The organism is Actinomyces oris, from assembly GCF_001937665.1.
Lineage (GTDB): Bacteria > Actinomycetota > Actinomycetes > Actinomycetales > Actinomycetaceae > Actinomyces > Actinomyces stomatis.
This window is the reverse complement of the sequence record NZ_MSKL01000025.1, coordinates 36952-53981: the sequence shown is the minus strand read 5'-3', so window position 1 is coordinate 53981 and position 17030 is coordinate 36952. Positions and strand designations below refer to the sequence as shown.

Annotated in this window: 14 protein-coding genes; 7 read left to right on the top strand and 7 right to left on the bottom strand. The window is 69.9% G+C overall.

Going from position 1 to position 17030, the window contains the following annotated elements:
• The first annotated feature begins 41 nt into the window (after nt 1-41).
• From rplS to BKH28_RS09630, 7 genes are all read left to right on the top strand, one after another.
• Nucleotides 42-389, top strand: a complete 348-nt coding sequence (gene rplS, locus BKH28_RS09660) for a 50S ribosomal protein L19 (protein WP_003786428.1) — start codon at nt 42-44, stop codon at nt 387-389.
• 111 nt (nt 390-500) lie between these two features.
• Nucleotides 501-1724, top strand: coding sequence for a signal peptidase I (gene lepB, locus BKH28_RS09655; RefSeq protein ID WP_075418602.1), 1224 nt, complete (start codon nt 501-503; stop codon nt 1722-1724).
• A complete protein-coding gene (locus BKH28_RS09650) occupies nt 1721-2455 on the top strand; it encodes a ribonuclease HII (RefSeq protein WP_075418601.1) in 735 nt (244 codons plus the stop codon). The genes lepB and BKH28_RS09650 overlap by 4 nt, the downstream gene beginning before the upstream one ends.
• 94 nt (nt 2456-2549) lie before the next feature.
• Entirely contained in the window at nt 2550-2855 is a 306-nt protein-coding gene (locus BKH28_RS09645; protein WP_075418600.1) for a DUF2469 domain-containing protein, read from the top strand.
• 164 nt (nt 2856-3019) lie between these two features.
• Nucleotides 3020-3580 carry a YraN family protein gene (locus BKH28_RS09640; protein ID WP_081380111.1) on the top strand — a complete coding sequence of 187 codons (561 nt, stop codon included), beginning with the start codon at nt 3020-3022 and terminating at the stop codon, nt 3578-3580.
• Nucleotides 3571-5142, top strand: coding sequence for a YifB family Mg chelatase-like AAA ATPase (locus BKH28_RS09635; protein WP_075418599.1), 1572 nt, complete (start codon nt 3571-3573; stop codon nt 5140-5142). The genes BKH28_RS09640 and BKH28_RS09635 overlap by 10 nt, the downstream gene beginning before the upstream one ends.
• Nucleotides 5139-6518 carry a DNA-processing protein DprA gene (locus tag BKH28_RS09630; RefSeq protein ID WP_075418598.1) on the top strand — a complete coding sequence of 460 codons (1380 nt, stop codon included), beginning with the start codon at nt 5139-5141 and terminating at the stop codon, nt 6516-6518. The genes BKH28_RS09635 and BKH28_RS09630 overlap by 4 nt, the downstream gene beginning before the upstream one ends.
• Nucleotides 6519-6588: 70 nt before the next feature.
• Here the strand turns inward: BKH28_RS09630 and BKH28_RS09625 are convergent, their stop codons facing one another.
• The 7 genes from BKH28_RS09625 to BKH28_RS09595 form a co-directional block, all read right to left on the bottom strand.
• Nucleotides 6589-7335: a hypothetical protein gene (locus tag BKH28_RS09625; protein ID WP_075418597.1), complete on the bottom strand. Its 747-nt coding sequence runs from the start codon at nt 7333-7335 to the stop codon at nt 6589-6591.
• 97 nt (nt 7336-7432) lie between these two features.
• Nucleotides 7433-9226, bottom strand: coding sequence for a serine/threonine-protein kinase (locus tag BKH28_RS09620; RefSeq protein WP_075418596.1), 1794 nt, complete (start codon nt 9224-9226; stop codon nt 7433-7435).
• On the bottom strand, nt 9223-10872 hold the full coding sequence (locus BKH28_RS09615; RefSeq protein ID WP_075418595.1) for an FHA domain-containing protein: 1650 nt from the start codon (nt 10870-10872) through the stop codon (nt 9223-9225). Before BKH28_RS09615 ends, BKH28_RS09620 begins: the two co-directional genes overlap by 4 nt.
• On the bottom strand, nt 10869-11753 hold the full coding sequence (locus BKH28_RS09610) for a PP2C family protein-serine/threonine phosphatase (protein ID WP_075418594.1): 885 nt from the start codon (nt 11751-11753) through the stop codon (nt 10869-10871). The genes BKH28_RS09615 and BKH28_RS09610 overlap by 4 nt, the downstream gene beginning before the upstream one ends.
• Nucleotides 11754-11767: 14 nt before the next feature.
• The gene (locus tag BKH28_RS09605) at nt 11768-13027 is read right to left on the bottom strand and encodes an RDD family protein (RefSeq protein ID WP_075418593.1); all 1260 of its coding nucleotides are present in this window, start codon (nt 13025-13027) and stop codon (nt 11768-11770) included.
• Entirely contained in the window at nt 13027-15585 is a 2559-nt protein-coding gene (locus BKH28_RS09600) for a transglutaminase domain-containing protein (RefSeq protein WP_075418592.1), read from the bottom strand. The genes BKH28_RS09605 and BKH28_RS09600 overlap by 1 nt, the downstream gene beginning before the upstream one ends.
• The gene (locus BKH28_RS09595; RefSeq protein ID WP_143224129.1) at nt 15582-16877 is read right to left on the bottom strand and encodes a DUF58 domain-containing protein; all 1296 of its coding nucleotides are present in this window, start codon (nt 16875-16877) and stop codon (nt 15582-15584) included. Before BKH28_RS09595 ends, BKH28_RS09600 begins: the two co-directional genes overlap by 4 nt.
• Between the last annotated feature and the right edge of the window lie 153 nt (nt 16878-17030).

Genomic DNA, 17030 nt, shown 5'->3' with positions numbered 1-17030 from the left:
AACCAGCACTCCTGACCAGTGGCACGGGTGTGGAGAGAAACATGAACCTGATCGACGAGATCAACGCCGCATCACTGCGCGACGACATCCCCTCCTTCCGTCCTGGGGACACCCTCAAGGTCCACGTCAAGGTCGTTGAGGGATCCCGCACCCGCGTCCAGGTCTTCCAGGGCGTCGTCATTGCGCGCCAGGGCGGCGGCGTCTCGGAGACCTTCACCATCCGCAAGGTCTCCTTCGGTGTCGGTGTCGAGCGTACCTTCCCCGTCCACACGCCCTCCATCGAGAAGATCGAGGTCGTCACCCGGGGTCAGGTGCGCCGTGCCAAGCTCTACTACCTGCGCAACCTGCGCGGTAAGGCCGCCAAGATCAAGGAGCGTCGCGAGGACTGAGCGCCTGCACTCTCGAGGCGGCGCCCGGAGCCCACGGGTTCCGGGCGCTCGCCATCTCTCGCCGCCGTGCAGCGGCGGTCCCACGTACATCAATTCCGGGGAAGGAGCACGGTGAGACCGGTGCAGGAAGGGACCGACGACGTCGGGCTGGACCTGAAACAGGCCGATCCCTCTCAGATCGGTCGGACCTCCAGGTCCGCGATCACTCCGGCCTGCAGCTCTCCGTCCGCGGACTCCCCCCAGGAGACCTGCACGGTTCCTGATGCGGCTGGAGAAGCTCCGAAGCCGGCCCCGGTCGACGACAGCGATGAGTGGGATTACGACCCGTTCATCGACCCGGACGCCGACCCCGAGCCCGATGACGAGCTCACCGAGCTGCCCCCCTCCATCCAGCCCCGCCGGCACGTGGCCCCCGCCATCCCTCCGCCGCAGACCAGCTCCCTGTACCAACGGGTGATCAGGCTGGTGCTTATTGTGGCAGTCGTCATCCTCGTCCCGGCTCTCCTGCGGGCCTACGTCGTCCAGATCTACGAGATCCCCTCCGGCTCCATGGAACGCACCCTGCGTGACGGGGACAAGGTCGCGGTCCCCATGTACGGCTCCGACGACGTCGAACGGGGCGACGTGATCGTCTTCACCGACCCTGATGACTGGCTCCATGTCAAGGAGCCGACGGGGCTGCGCGGCGCCGCCCAGAAGGTCATGGTCTCAGTGAACCTTCTGCCGGAGAACACCGGCCATCACCTCGTCAAGCGGGTCATCGGTGTCGGTGGCGACCATGTGGTCGCCGACGGGAAGGGGACCCTCAGCGTCAACGGCGTTGCGGTCAAGGAGCCCTACGTCAAGGACGGTCAGTCCCCGTCCCTGACCTCCTTCGATGTCACCGTCCCCCAGGGCTACGTGTGGGTCATGGGGGACAACCGCAGCAACTCGGCCGACTCCCGCTACCACCGCGACGACGCCCATGGCGGTTTCGTGCCGTTGAAGAACGTCGTCGGGGTGGCCAAGGTGGTCTTCCAATGGTCGCACCCGAGCCGGTGGGGGACTCTGGGAAGAGGGAGGAGCTCCTTCTCAGACGTGCCTGCGAGGGAGGCCTCAACGCCGTCCGCGTCGCCCTCGCCTCCCGCTGCTCCCACAGGCGACGGGGAAACGGCTTCTGAGGAGGAGGCATCGTCGCAGGCCCCCGACGGCAAGGACTCCGATGACGTCGGCGCTGCCGGTGAGGAGCCCGGCAACGACGACGGGCAGCACACCGAGCCCGGGTGGACGGCCGACGGTCCGGATACCTCCGGAGGCTTGGCCGACCAGGAGCAGGTCCCGGGGAGAACGAGATGAGTCCTCGGGGACGCACCCGCCCCGACCGGTGCCTGGAGAAGGCGCTGCTTGAGACCTACGACTATGTCGGCGGTCTGGACGAGGTCGGTCGCGGGGCCCTGGCCGGACCGGTCAGCGTCGGCTTGGCGATCGTGGCGCGGCGCACCGATGACGACTTCCCCGAGGGGCTCGCCGACTCCAAGCAGCTGACGGCCCGGGCGCGCACGGGCCTGGTTGATCCTGTACGCAGCTGGCTCGTGGACTGCGCCGTCGCCCATGCCTCACCTGCTGAGATCGATGAGTACGGCATCGTCGGAGCCCTGAGGACGGCGGGTCTGCGGGCTCTGCAGCAGGTCGCTGAGCGCGGCCACGCCCCCGGCGTCATCATCCTCGACGGCGTGGCCGACTGGCTCACCTCGCCCCAGCCCGACCTGCTCACCGCCCTGGAGGACGCTCCCCCCTCCAGGTCCGCTCCTGAGCCCGCTGCGCTTCCGTCCACCCCCGCGGTGCGCATGGAGGTCAAGGCCGACGCCAGGTGCGCCGTCGTCGCCGCCGCCAGTGTCCTGGCCAAGGTTGAACGAGACGCCCTCATGGCTGGTCTCGACGATCCCGGCTACGGGTGGGCCTCCAACAAGGGCTACGCCTCTGCGGCCCATATCAAGGGACTCACCGCCCTGGGTGCCGGCGACCAGCACCGACGCAGCTGGCACCTGCCCGGCCTGGACCAGCGCCACGGCCGAGGCAGCGCCTGATGCGGCTGCCCGACTCCAGGGCGACTCCCGGACAGGGCCGACTCGCCCCCGCCGCCTGCCGCCTCCAGCGGCCGCGGGCAGGCATGATGGCCCGGTGAGCGCAGAAGACCTCGAGTCCTATGAGAACGAGCTGGAGCTCTCGCTGTACCGGGAGTACCGCGACGTCGCCTCCCTGTTCTCCTACGTGGTGGAGACCGAGCGGCGGTTCTACCTGGCCAACGCCGTCGACGTCCAGGTACGCACCAACGGCGGGGAGGTCTTCTTCGAGCTCACCCTCGAGGACGCCTGGGTGTGGGACATCTACCGTGCCTCCCGGTTCGTGAAGTCCGTCCACGTCGTCACCTTCAAGGACGTCAACGTCGAGGAGCTCACCAAGCTCGAGATGGACATCCCCTCCTAACCTTTCCGATGCTGCGCCGCCAGTTCTGGCCGCATCCGTTCCGCTGACCGGCCCCGCTCACCGGGGGCCACAGGACCTCTTCCGGCAGCGTTGTCCACAAAGCCGATGGGGCCGTGGCGCGCACCGGCTGATCCGGCCTCAGGCTAGTGGCGGAGGTGATCGGGATGACCGACCAGGTCGTAGTAACCACAACGGGAAGAACGGTGATCGCAGCGAGATGCGGTGATCACGTGCCCACGCAGGCCGCCCGGAGCCCGGGTGGTTCGGGATCCGCTCCCGCAGGAGCGTCCCGCCTGCGCACCGGACGCCGTGGCGAGGACCTTGCCGCCACCTACCTGGAGGACATCGGCTGGCAGGTCCTGGAGCGCAACTGGCGCCCGGAGCACGGCCTGCGCGGAGAGCTCGACATCATCGCCCTGGAGCCCACCCACGCGCACCGGGAGCCGAGCAGTGCGCCCGCCGCCGAGTCAGGTGCGGCACGGACAAGGCCGAGGCTCGTCATCGTTGAGGTCAAGACCCGCAGCTCCCTGCGCCAGGGGCCACCGGCAGCCGCGGTCGACGCCCGCAAGGTCGCCCGACTGCGCGCCCTGGCGGCTGCCTGGGCGACCACCCATGAGACCCCGCCGCACACCGGCATGCGCCTCGACGTCGTCTCCATCCTCATGCGCGACGCGCGTCCTGCGCTGCTGCGCCACCACCGGGCGGTGGATGCGTCATGGGGCTAGCGCGCACGCTCGCCGTCACGCTGACCGGGCTGGCCGGGCACATCGTTGACGTCGAGGCTCACTCCGCCCAGGGTCTGCCCGGATTCACCCTCGTGGGCCTCCCCGATACCGCCGTGCGCGAGTCGCGTGAGCGCGTTCGGGCCGCGTTGAGCACCTGCGGCGTCACCTGGGGCGAGCAGCGCCTGACCGTCAACCTCTCCCCGGCGGACCTGCGCAAGAGCGGGACTGGACTGGATCTCGCGCTCGCTCTGGCCGTCCTGGGAGCACGCGGTCGGCTCGGACGGTCCGCAGCCGGGCACCTGGGACGGACCGTCTACATCGGCGAGCTCGGGCTGGACGGCTCCGTGCACTCCGTCCGTGGCGTCCTGCCCAGCGTCCAGGCCGCGGTGGCCGCCGGGGTGGAGGAGATCGTCGTCGCCCAGGAGGCCGCAGCCGAGGCCGAGCTCGTCCCCGGCGCCCGGGTCACCGCCGTCAGACACGTCGGTCAGCTCGTCGAGCGCTACGGAGGGCGACTGAGCGCTGCCGTGGCGGCAGCGGTGGAGCAGATCACCGAGGCAGCAACAGACGATGCCCCGACGACCCCTCCCCACGACGCCGAGCTGCCGGACCTGGCGGACGTCGTCGGGCAGACCGAGGCCCGGCAGGCCCTCGAGGTCGCCGCCGCCGGGGGCCATCACCTCATCATGGTGGGGCCCCCGGGAACAGGGAAGACCATGCTCGCCGAGAGGCTTCCCTCCATCCTGCCGCCCCTGGAGCAGACGGATGCCGTCACCGTCACCTCCTTGCACTCCGTGGCCGGAATCTTCGACCCCGCCCGCGGACTCATCACCCGGCCGCCGTTGCGCGCGCCGCACCACACGGCGACTCGGGCCGCCGTCGTCGGAGGAGGCTCCGGTCTGCCCCGCCCCGGAGACGTCTCCCTGGCTCACCGCGGTGTGCTCTTCCTCGACGAGGCCCCGGAGTTCAGCGCGGGCGTCCTGGACTGCCTGCGCCAGCCGCTGGAGTCGGGAATGGTCACCATCGACCGCGTGGGCGGGCGAGCCAGCTACCCGGCCGCCTTCCAGCTCGTGCTGGCCGCCAACCCCTGCCCCTGCGGCAAGGCCGGTGGCCGCGGCCTGGAGTGCACCTGCACCTCCCTGCAGCGACGGCGCTACTTCTCACGACTGTCCGGTCCGCTGCTGGATCGGGTCGACATCACGGTCGAGGTCGGCGCCGTCAGTGCCGCCGATCTCGCTTCCGCGGGCAGTGGAGAGTCCAGTGCCGCGGTGGCCCGGCGCGTCCTACGTGCCCGCCGGGCCGCGGAGCGCAGACTGGCCAGCACCCCGTGGCGCCTCAACGCCGAGGTCCCCGGCTCCTACCTCAGAGGCCCCGACGGTGGACTCAGCGCTCCACTCAGCCGCCGGCTCATGACCGCCCTGGAACGCGGGGACCTCTCCCTGCGCGGGGTGGACCGGGTCCTCAGACTGGCCTGGACCCTCGCCGACCTCGAGGGCGTCGACTCCCTCGCCCTCACCCACATCGGGACCGCCCTGGCCCTGAGAACCTCAGGAGTGCGTCCATGAAGCTGCCCTACGACATTGAGGATCCGGCGTTGGCGCGCGCAACCTGGTCCCGTCTGGCCGAGCCCAACAGCGCCACCGCAGCCATGGTGGTGGGCCGGCTCGGGCCGGGCCCCGCCCTGAGGTGGCTGCTGGAGGAGGCCATCGACTCCTCAGGACAGGTACGCAGCTCCCCACGCCCACCGGTGTCGGAGCCGCCCCCGGGGACGAGCAGCGCCGGCGATATCAGTACGTGCTGGGCTCAGGTCGCTGCCCGGTGGGTGCCGCGCCTGGAGGGACTCGACATCCGCCGTGAGCTCGATGTGCTCGACCGTCTCGGTGGGAGCCTCATCCTCCCGGGGGAGCCCTGGTGGCCGCCGGGGGTGGACGAGCTGGAGCACCCGCCCTTCTGCCTGTGGGTGCGTGGCGACCCATCGCTGCTGGTCAACGCCGCGGACCTGAAGAACAAGGACAACGGGGGAGGGGCGCCCGGGGCCGTTGGGGACGACGACGCTGAGAGCGCCACAGGCGCCGGTCAGCCCGTACGCGAGCAGCGGATGCCGGTGGGACCGGCCAGCGGACTGTGCCTGGCGCTGGTGGGGGCCCGGGCCTCCACCCGGTATGGTGAGAGCGTCGCCACCTCCCTGGCCTCAGGGGTGACGGCCAAAGGCGGCCTCATCGTCTCCGGGGGAGCCTTCGGCATCGATGCCTGCGCGCACCGCGGAGCACTGCAGGAGGGGCCAACCGTGTCGGTCTCCGCCGGGGGCGTGGATCGCCTCTACCCGGTGGGAAACACCGGGGTGCTGGAGGCGGTCATCGCCTCCGGGGCACTGGTGGCGGAGGTGCCACCGGGCTGTCAGCCGGGCCGCCACCGGTTCGTCTCACGCAACCGCCTCATCGCGGCGATCTCCAGGGCGACGATCGTGGTGGAGGCGGCCTGGAGATCAGGCGCCCTGTCCACCGCCCACCGTGCCCTCGAGCTGGGCAGGCAGCTGGGCGCCGTTCCCGGCCCCGTGACCTCCATGTCCTCGGTCGGATGCCACCGTCTCCTGCGAAAGGGGGCGGTCTGTGTCACCGACACCGACGACGCCCTGGAGCTGCTGACGCCCCTGGGCACCGTCGACGCGGATGCCGCCAAGGAGCAGGACCCTGAGCTGATCGGCGGAGGTCTTCTCGACGGGCTGGCCCCGGATGCCTCCCTCGTCCTGGATGCCATGCCGGCCCGTGCGGCGGCGAGCACCGAGTCCATCATCCGCTCCTCAGGGCTGTCGCCGAAGGAGGCGACATCGGCGCTGGGGATCCTGGAGCTCTCAGGGAAGGTGGAGCGCACCGCCACCGGTTGGAAGCGGCGCAACCGGAACCGTTCACGTGGCCGGGCCGGCGGAGCCTCTCTCGACTGAGGCGCGGGCACGACGTACGCGTCTTGTCTCCCTACTTCTGAGGCATGTGAGTGTCACACACCGGAGCGCCTCAGTCCTGCGCCGAGTCCTCGGTGCCCGTCGGCCGCGTCGTGCTGTCCAGCAGGGGGAGGTCCTCGACAGTGACGATCCGTGCGGTCAGGGCGTAGTCGACCAGGGCGGTGCGCCGGTAGGAGGCGTGGGAGCGGGGCCCTCCGCGCATGCCCTTGACGCCGATACGGTCGAGCTTGTAACAGATGTTGTCCAGCTTGCGGTTGAAACGGGTAAGGGTCCAGCCCAGGCGGGCCGCCGCGTCGGCGTTGCGGGGCAAGTCGACCGGGCCGGTGCCGGTGCGCCTGAGCCAGGGCTCAGCCAGTGCCAGGATCGCCAGGTGCTGGCTGGGGGTCAGGGTCACCATGCCCACGGTTGCCTCACCGGTCTGGGGAGCCAGCGAACGCGGCTGAGCGGTCTCGTAGCCGGGGAGGGGGACGGTCAGCAGGATCTCATAGGTGGTCGAGCCTGCGGTGAACACGATGGCCATCTCGGGAAAGACCAGCGGCACCCGGGCTCCGGGAGCGATCCAGGAACGGGAGGTACCGGACCTCTCGGTCAGGGTCGCCCCGATGTGGGAACCGACGTTGGCGACCCACCACAGGCCCGTGTCGTGCTCCAGGATGAGGAACCTGCGGTGCAGGAACAGGTTGTCGGCGTCGAGCACGAGATCCCCCTCGCGCCCGATACTGAAGTGCGTACCGGGCTCGACGTGGTACAGCTCACCGACGAAGTCCACGAGCAGGGGCTCGGCAGGTGAATTCGTCATGGTCCCTCCTTCTTCCTTGGTATTCCTTGATTGCATGGATGTTCCTTGAACGTCGGTGCTCGTGCGGCTGTCGGTGGGGCCTTGGACAGAGATCGGCTCACCCCGCGCTGCCCGCCCCGGGTGTGTCGACGCAGGCGACGGCGGCCTCCGACGAGGCCCCGCTGGAGTCCCGAGCGACCACCTCGATGCAGGTCCGTGCACTGACCGGTGTGACAGTGACGCTGGTCTGCCTGGTCTCCTGCACCGGAAGCAGCTGGCCCGGGTCGGAGATGCGGTACAGGAAGACCACGTCGCTGCCGCTGGAGTCGTAGGACCAGGTGGCTGAGACGCGCTCCTCGGCCTGTGCGACCCTGAGGTCCGTGACGGCGGGCAGTATCCCGGCACCGGGAACGGCCCCGGGCGGCGCGGTGGTCGCCGGTTGGGCGGTGGCCTGCTGTGTCCCGCCCTCTCCTCGCAGCACCGACCACACTCCGATCGCGGTCAGGCTAACCACGACGGCGGCGCCCAGAACGGTGACGGCCACGGCTCGCCCCGACAGGCGTCTGGGCTGCCTCCTGAGGCCCGCCTCAGCCTCGTCCGTGCCTGGAGCACCCGCCGCGCCCTCGGCCGCATCGTCCTCGGAGAGGGGAGTGGCCCAGGGCTGTGGGGATGATGTCGTCGAGGCGGATGAGGTACTCGCCCGGTGCCCCGGGAGGACCGCCCCCTCCGGGGCGGGCTCGACCTCGTCGTCGTTCCTGCGCCCGGGGCGGCTGCCGAGCACCTCGGGCATGAGTGGCCCCGCGGATGGCTGCGGCACCGAGAACCGGGGACGGGGCCGGTCGCGCTGCGAGGCGGCGCCTGTGGACTGGGCCTCGACACGACGGGGCGCGAATGCCGTGGCGGCGTCGTCATGCCTGTGGGCAGCGGGCACCGTTCCGGTCGGCCCGTCGGGGTTCACCGTGACGACCGGCCGCAGCATCGTGGAGTCCTGCTCCCCGTCCCCACCCGTCTCCTCTCGGGGCGCCTCCTCCATGACATCCAGCTGGGTGGTGGCCAGCTGCAGGTCGGTCTGAACCTGTTGCAGCGCTCGAGCCAGGGCGACGGCGCTGGCATACCGTCCTCGGGGGGACTTTGACATCGCCGTGATCAGGACCCGCTCGAGCTGCTCGGGCACGTCGCGTCGTCCGATCGGGGGAATCGGTCGGTGGAGTACCCGGTCGAGCATCGAGAGCTGGTCGTTGCGGTCGGAGCCGGAGACGTCGACGTGGGGCGAGCGCCCCGCCAGCAGGGTGTAGATGGTCGCGGCCAGAGCGTAGACGTCCGAGGCAGGTGTCAGACTCTCCTGGTCGAGCTGCTGCTCGGGTGAGGCCCATGGTGGGGAGGCCCCACCGAACTCGTCCTGCTCGACGCTGAGTCCAATGGGTGCGGCGATCCCGAAGTCGCCGAGCACAGGGCGCCCGAAAGGGGTGACGAGGATATTGGCCGGCTTAATGTCGCGGTGGAGGTAACCGACTCGGTGAATGGTCTCCACCGCGCCCGCCACCTGGATTCCGATCTCCAGGGCGCGTGTGAGCGTCAAGGGCTGTGAGGTGGCCAGCTTGCCCAAGTGGGGCGGGGGACAGTACTCCATGATGAGGTAGCTGCGTTCCTCCTCCACTGTCCCGGCCCCGTAGACCGACACGATGGAGGGGTGTGACGACAGCCGGGCCATGAGGTCCGCCTCGGTGGTGAACCGGTGGTGGTCGCGCTCGCTTCCTCCTTGCCGCAGGATCTTGACCGCCACGTCGCGGCGCGGCACCTGCTGCTCGTAAAGGAAGACGTCGGCGAAGCCTCCGGCGCCCAGGAAGCGCTTGGGCCTGGCTCCAGGGATCGGTGGCCCCTGCGGGGGAGCGTTCCTCTTGGAGGACATCATGTCTCACGTTCCACAGTCAGGGTGGTGTCGTCACCGATGTCGATGACGTCCCCGATGCGCAGAAAGAGCTGCTGGTGCTCGGGCACCCGGCGGGGCTCCTCCCCGGCGCGCAGCAGGAAGGTGCCGTTGGTGGACCCCAGGTCCTCCACACTCATGTCCCAGTCCTCGACCCGTATGGCGCAGTGAGTCTTCGAGATCGACTTGCCCGGGCTGGGGACCGCGAGCAGATGGGGGCTCTGAGCGGCGGTGGTGCTGGTGCCCTGGGGTACTCGGCCGATAATGACGTCGGTGTCCAGAACCGCGGTGGCACCGGAGGAGACACGCAGGATCCCCAGGACCGGTCGTTCGACCTGGCCTGTCCTGGAGGTGATGGCGGCATCGCACTCGCGGCACGAGGAGGCGTGCACAGGATTGGGATGCCCCGCCTCGCAGAAGACGGCCAGCACACTGGGGCCGGTGCCGGACGGCTCATCGAACTCGGCCATCGTGGCCTGCCCGCCCAGTGCATCCCGGGCGGCATGAAGCCCGGCGGCCGAGACGGTGCGCCCGTCATGTCGCCAGTGCTCACCCGAGGGGGCGGAACCGTTCGGGGAAGCCGCCTCCACACCGTTGTCCGGGGCCGGTCCATGAGTCGGGAGCGGTTCATCCGCCTGCGCCGAGTGCGCCTCGGGAGGGGAGCTGGAGGCGTCCTCACCATGGGGGGCGGCCCGGTGGCGACCAAGCCCTCCGGCGATCCGGGCCAACGGATCCACGTCCTCGGAGGGGACCGAGCGGGGAGCCCCCGCTTCGCCCTCCGTCATCATGGCGTGCTCGAAGAGATGACCGACGTACTCGTCCTCGACCCTCTGCTCGCGTATCTGCGGGTCCGCGGCATCGGCAGCCGCCGGAACGTCGACGGGTTCCAGTACCGCGGCCGGGTTCCCGGGCTCCTGCGGGGAACCCGCACCGGCCAGCATGTCCAAGGACTCCGGTCCCAGCGTCCGTCCGGGATCGGTGGAAGCCGGGTGGGCGGCCTCCCTCCGGTCCTGCGTCGCAGGTCGGGATGACGGCGCCGGCGGGGCGGCCTGCTCCGGGACGCCTGCCGCCCGAGCCTGCTGGATGATCTCCTGGACCGCTGATGGAAACTGTGCCTCCTCGGCCTCGTGAGCACCGGACAGAGCCGGCGGGGACAGCGGGATCTGGTGGGATCCGAACCCGATGTGCAGCTGTGCGGCTCGGACGATCCCCGACCGCAGAGGGAGGAACTCCTCGAGGTGTTCGGGGCCGGCTGTGCGCCCAGCGGCCGGGGCGAGCTCGAGGATGCACTGGTTGACATGGTCATAGCGGGACTCCTCCCACACGACGACCTCGGAGGCGCTGAAGCTGCGCTCGCCATCGGCGGTGTCCAGGTGGAGGCTGAAACGCCCCCGGGCGGCCACTCGCAGCTCCTGGCCGTCGATGGCCATCATGAGGAAGTCGGGAAGGGAGAAGACCTCGTTGTCGTGCAGCCGGCTCAGGCTTCGCAGCAGGTCGCCGAGGGATCGGTGCTCACCGAGCTCGGTCCACATCGCCTCCATCGCCGGCGCACTCCCGTCGAGGGCGAGGACGCCGCCGTCCGCGACGGCAACAAGGATGTCGCCTGGTACCCAGCGTGTCAGCATGTTCATGGACAGGACCTCCTGGAGGCGGGGGTGGGGACGGTGGAGTCGGAGCCGGTGGCCCGGGGCAGCGTGGTGTCGTCGACCTGTGTGTCCTCCCAGGGAGGGAAGACATCCACGACGTCGACGACGATGACGGTGACGTTGTCTCGTCCGCCAGCGGCCAGGGCCAGGGCGACCAGTTCGTGGGCCGCATTGCGCGGGTCGGGCACGGACCTGGCCACCATCTCGATGAGGGATTCGGCGACGTGCCCGTTCAGCCCGTCCGAGCAGATGATGAAGCGGTCGCCCACGGTGGCCGGCAGAAGGTACTGGTCGGCCACCACCTGGTCCCCGCCGCCGGCCCCCAGCGCCCGGGTGATGACGTTGCGGTTGCGTGATGACAGTGCCCGGGCCTGGTCCAGCTGGCCGGAGTCGATGAGTTCCTGGACCTCGGAGTGGTCGTGGGTGACCTGGGAGAAGGACTGCGTGGACAGGTGGTAGGTGCGTGAGTCGCCGATGTTCACCACTCGCAGGCACGGAAGCGCTCCCTGCCGGGAGAGCAGCAGCCCCGTGAGTGTCGATCCGGGGGCGCGTTCCCCGGTCCCCAGAGCGGCCACGTTCCGTGCGGCGAGGGTCAGCCGCCTGTTGAACTCCCGCGACGTGACGAAGGTGCGCCCCACGAGGTCCTCGAAGGCTCCCACGGCGTGAGCCGAGGCGGTACCTCCCGAGCGGTGTCCCCCCATGCCGTCCGCGACGAGGAAGACCGGGGAGCCGGCCAGCAGCGAGTCCTCGTTATCCGTGCGGACCCTGCCGACGTCGGTGGCCGAGCCGTGACGCACGACGAGGCGGACCTCCTGAGGGAGCAAGGCCGCATGAGCCGCTGGATGCGCTGTGGTGGAGCTGTTCATCTCATCATCCCGTCTCAGCGCCCCACCGTGAATCGGCGTCGACCGAAATGGACGATGTCGCCGACGCCGGCCCTGACGCGCTGGCCCTCACCGGCGGTCGTCAGCGCGCCCTCAGGAGCCTCCACCGTGGTGCCGTTGGTGGAGCCCAGGTCCTCAACGAACACATCGGTGCCCTCAAGGACGACGGCGACATGGGTCTTGGAGATGGAGAATCCCGGATCGTCCACGGCGACGGTGCAGGCGCCCTCCCAGGGGGCGACCGCCTGCGGATCGCGGCCCAGCAGGACCGTGCCCGCAGTGCCGAGGTCGACCCGCTGCCCGGTGTCCAGCAGGAGCGAGGGCGCGGACCGGGTGGCGGTTCTGGCAACGGTGCGGTCCATGGGGTCCTCCTCGGCGCAGGGGTCCGCGGAAGCCCAATGATCCTGCGACTCCATCGGCGCCGCTCCGGATGCCACGGGGGAGTCGGCCTGCTCCTGACGCGTGGACAGCGGTGAAAGGGGCGTCGAAACAGGATGTGCCGCGGCTGGATCGCCGTCGTGCCCTATGGAGGATGGCTCCGGGTGCATGGGCCGTCGGGCGGGTGCTGCTGTCTCCTCCGGCTCCCCGGATCGCCACGGGACCTCGGTGATGAACTCCTCGGCGCCGGAAGCAGCCGCGGAGGCATCTGCGCTGCGAGTCTCGGACGGTGCCCACCACTGGGGGCTGAATGCTTCATCCCCGTGCGCCGATGATCGTCTGCCGGTTCCCCTCCCCGAGGGCTCCTCGACAGCATCGGTGTCCTTGTCGGTGACGACGATGATGTCACTGATCCTGTCGAACCAGGAGCGACCGCTGCGGTCCTCAGAGATCAGGTAGATGATGACGGCTCCAATACCCAGGGTGAGGGCGGAGACGGTCGACAGGACCAGTAGTTTGGAGATGGCGTTCAGACCGGGTCTTCCTGGGAGGCTCCAGCGCAGCCAGGAGAGGCCCACGACCCTCATCCCGAGGGTCTGTCCACGTCTCCACAGGTCAATGATCTCGAACCAGATGACAGCCACCGCTCCCAGGAACGCGAACACGGCCGCCACCGCGATGGTCACCGTGGAGCTCAGCTGCACGGCGATCACGGTGGGCAGCAGGCACATGGTGCTGATGAGGGACACCACCACTGCGTCGACGACCAGTGCCGTGGCGCGCATACCGGTGCTGGCCGACTGGAGGCCTCGCAGGTGGGCGGGGGAGCCGTGGGTGACTGGCGAGACCGGGGAGGGCCCTACTGATCCTGTCGTCATCAGTCGTCTCCTTCCGGGGAGGGCAGTGAATCCGTGGCCGACTGATGCGGCGGTCTGCGCAGGCCCGATGGGCTCAGACGGCTCGGCCACCAACGGCGCGAGCCGACCGGGGAGGGCGTCGGAGCGTCGCCGTGCCGAGACGATCCGACGCCTAAGGGCCGCCCAACCGGTGCGCGGCCGGGATGACGTCTCAAGGAGGTCACCGAGAACCGGGCTACCAGACGGCGGTACCGGGAGGTGCGAGAGGCCAGGGCCCGACTCAGGGTGTCGGTACTGTTCCAGGCACTGGCCTCGATCGCGTCGGCCATGTCCTGGCCGCTGAACACCGTGGAGTCCACCAGCTGGGCCAGGCCGCCAACGCTGTCCGAGGCCGGGGACGGGCGGAAGGTCAGCCCCGGGTTCGGCTCGCCGGAGACGAAGGAGTCGAGGTAGAGGGCCTGCTCACTGCGGGTGGTCGCGCGTGGAACCCCGGTACGCAGGTCCGTGGCGTAGTCGATGAGCTCGTTCCACGAGCCGGTGATGCGATCCTTCCGACTCGCGGCCCGGCGCCGTCGTCGACGACGCCATGCCTTGGCCGCCACGATGATGATGAAGGGCGCGGCGATGATCGCCAGGACACCGGCCGCCTTGGCAGCCAGGAGCAGCCAGGCCAGCCAGGGGCTGGGGCGGTCCGAGTCGTCGTCGCGGTCGTCGTTGGTCTGCGGCGTCAGATCGGCGGGGTCCTGAGGCGGCACAGGTGGCTGGAGCACCTGGGGACGAGGATTCGGCTTGGGCCGGGGAACCTCCGTCTGGGGCTTCTGGTCACGGGGCGGAGTGGGGTCGAAGGCCACCCAACCCACGGAGGAGAAGCTCACCTCCACCCAGGCGTGGGCGTTGGTCCCGGTGATCGCCTGGGCGCCCCCGGAGTAGGTCTCGGGATAGAACCCCAGGACCACGCGCGCCGGGTAGCCCGCCTGCCTGGCCATGAGCGCCATCGCGACGGCGTACTGCTCGTCGTCACCGATCATCGGCTTCTTGGGGTCCAGGAAGGTGGTCAGGCGCGAGGTCGAGTGGCTCGGTAGGGAGAGCTTGTCACTGCCGTCGGAGTAGAAGCCCTGACTGGAGAAGGTCTGCGCCATCGTCCGGATCTTCTCTGCGGGAGTGGAGGCGTCGCCGATGAACTCGCTCAGGCGGGTCCCGGCCGACTCCGGCACGTTGCTCGTCTCGGGCATCGTCAACATGGTGAGCGCCTTGTCACTGAGCTGGGCATCGGTCCATGTCGGGGTGTCGACGATCGTGGTCGTGTAGCGATCCCCCTGAGTCAGGCCCTGAGTGGTGATGGCCGACTCCAGCGGCTCGGAGTAGTACAGGGACTCCTGCAGGCTCGTGGCACGATCACCGGTGAAGGCGACCGACTGCATCTGACCGCCCCCGGGCATCCAGTAGCCCGCATAGTCCTTGATCGTCACCGTCAGGCTCGTGGTGCTGGTGCCACCGGGCAATGGCTCATCGGTGACGGTGGAGCCCACCCGCCGGAACCCCTCCGCCGAGGCGTCGGTGCCCACACGCATGACGGTTCCGTCATAGGCGTCCAACGTGGCCAGACGAATCCTCTGTCCCTCCTTGAGCCCCTCAACCGTGAAGAGTGTCGAGTCCTTCTGGTTGTCGACCCAGTAACGGAAGGACGTCAGCGGTGAGGCGTAGGCCGACAGGTCCAAGGGAGGCCTGACGTGGTCGCGCAACACATCTCGGCGGCCTCCGGGCTCGATGACGGGGGCCAGGGTCGTGGCGACGGTGACGGCGAGCGCCAGCATCCCGGTGGCGCCTGTGACAAGACGGACCCGGGCACGACGCCGTGAACCGGGCCTGCCGACGATCCCGTGCCCTGCCGCGATACGACCCCGCTGTTGCAGGTGCGCCATCCACACCACGGCGACCACCAGGGCGACGGCAGCCGCCGGAAGCGCCAGCGGAGCGCGCTGCGAGCCCCACAGGATCCCGATGAGTCCCAGCACCGCCACGGCCGCCAGGGCCCAGCCCTGACGCCTGCCGGCTCGCAGCGCGATCGTGACCGCCACCAGCGAGCACAGCATCCCACTGAGGTAGGGGACGATCCCCGGGCCGACGAAGGACGCCGCCGGAGGCGCGATCGTCAGCAGGTCCTTCCACGAGGTCACCGCGCCGACCACCAGCCCCTGAAGGGTCGCCATGGTCGGCACGCCCCACCGACCCGTCGTGGTGGGGAGCGCCAGCGGACCTCCCACCAGGAGGTAGGAGATGATTGCGGCCAGGAGGACCTCCAGGGGGTTCCATCGCCACCAGGCTCCGGCCAGTCCCACGAGCGTGCCAATGACGATGCCCCCGGCGACAGCGACATAACCGCTCAGGGCCCCGAAGACTGCCCCGTGCGTGGCTCCCGCTGCGACCAGCAGCAGCACAACCGCCCCCAGACTCACCCAGTCCAGGCGACGGGCTGACGATCCGCTGCCGGTCGAGGCGGTCGTCGCCGTGCCCCCGCGGCCACCGGTAGGCAGACCCTCGGGAGGATCGGGGCGAGTGCGTGACCCACGAGCGATCATGAACCGGCCTTTCTCATCGCAGGCGCCAGATGCTCCAGGTCGGGCAGCGTCACCACGGGCAGCCCCGCGACCTTCTGCGAGGCCAGGCGCTGACGGCCGTCGATCCTCAGCGCCAGGCAACGGGTACTGGCCGGTAGCTCGGCATAAGCGCGGTGGAGGGCGGCCGCCGGGGTCCTGGAACCAGTGACCAGGACGGCGACCGATGCCTGAGGCACGGCACTGACCGCCTGCCGGGTCAGGCCGACCATGTCACCTGCCCCCTCCACCGGATCGAGCGTGGTGAAGACGTCCAGCACTCGCGCCCCCGTGGGCAGGTAGGGGTGACCGGCCTGAGTGACCAGGCTGATCTCCCGGTTGTCCCGCACTGCGGCCAGCAGCAACGAGGCGCTCGCGGACACCGAGGTCTCGAAGTCCTCCTCCTCGTCCCAGGCGTGAGGATCCAGGTCGTGGACGACCAGGAGATGGGCCCTGCGGGTCTCCTCGAACTGGCGCACCATGAGGCGCCCGGTCCGGGCGGTGGTCTTCCAATGGACGTTGCGGCGATCATCACCGGGGGTGTACTCGCGCAGGGCGTGGAAGGACACGTCCGAGCTGGAAAGGTCCGGGGTGACCGCTCCCTCGATGTCTCGGATGAAACCGATCGCCGTCGAGTCCAGGTTGACGGTGCGCGGGTGGATGAACAGGTCGACCGGCTCGGTCCAGTTCTGTGAGCGTCGGACCAGGCCCAGTGCGTCCCCGCGGATGCTTCGGACCGGTCCCACCGTGATGACTCCCCGATGCCGGGTGGGCACGGTGAAGACCTCCTGGTGCTCGGAGCCCGGGGAGATGCGCGGAATATCGAAGACGGCCAGTCCCTGGCCCACCGGCATCTCCACCGTCGCCGGTCGGGTGGCGCGCCCCGAGGGCGGAGACAGGTACAGGGAGCCGAGTGCCGGATCGCCGACGACGACCCGGGTCGAGACCAGGGCGAGCCGCACCCGGTAGGTGGCTCGCCCCAGCGCCTGGACCGCCGCCAGCACCATCAGGGTGGCCAGGGCCAGGGCGATGACCCAGGCCTCCATCCAGTGTCGGCTGGCGCCCAGGTACCAGGAGATGACGAGCACCAGGAGGCAGACCCGCCCCAGTGCGGTCACCGTCGTGACCACGCTGCTCAGCAACGAGCCGCAATCGCCCAGCACCGGCCCCACCACGGGAACGGCTCGTAGCCGTACGGCCAGCGCGGACATCCGCTTCAGCACGGCCGCGCCTGCTCGCCGCAGTGCTGCCAGAGCACGCAGGACCGTTCCGGCCACGGCCGGCACCGCCGCGCGTGCTGCGGTCGACGTCCGCCTCAGCGCGTTCAGTGTCCGTCGAGAACGCCTCGGACCGGTCCTCAGCGGCGCGGAGGAACCCAGTGGGGCGGGTGAAGGCGCCCGCCCGACCCCCGGGTCTCCAAGAACTTCCTG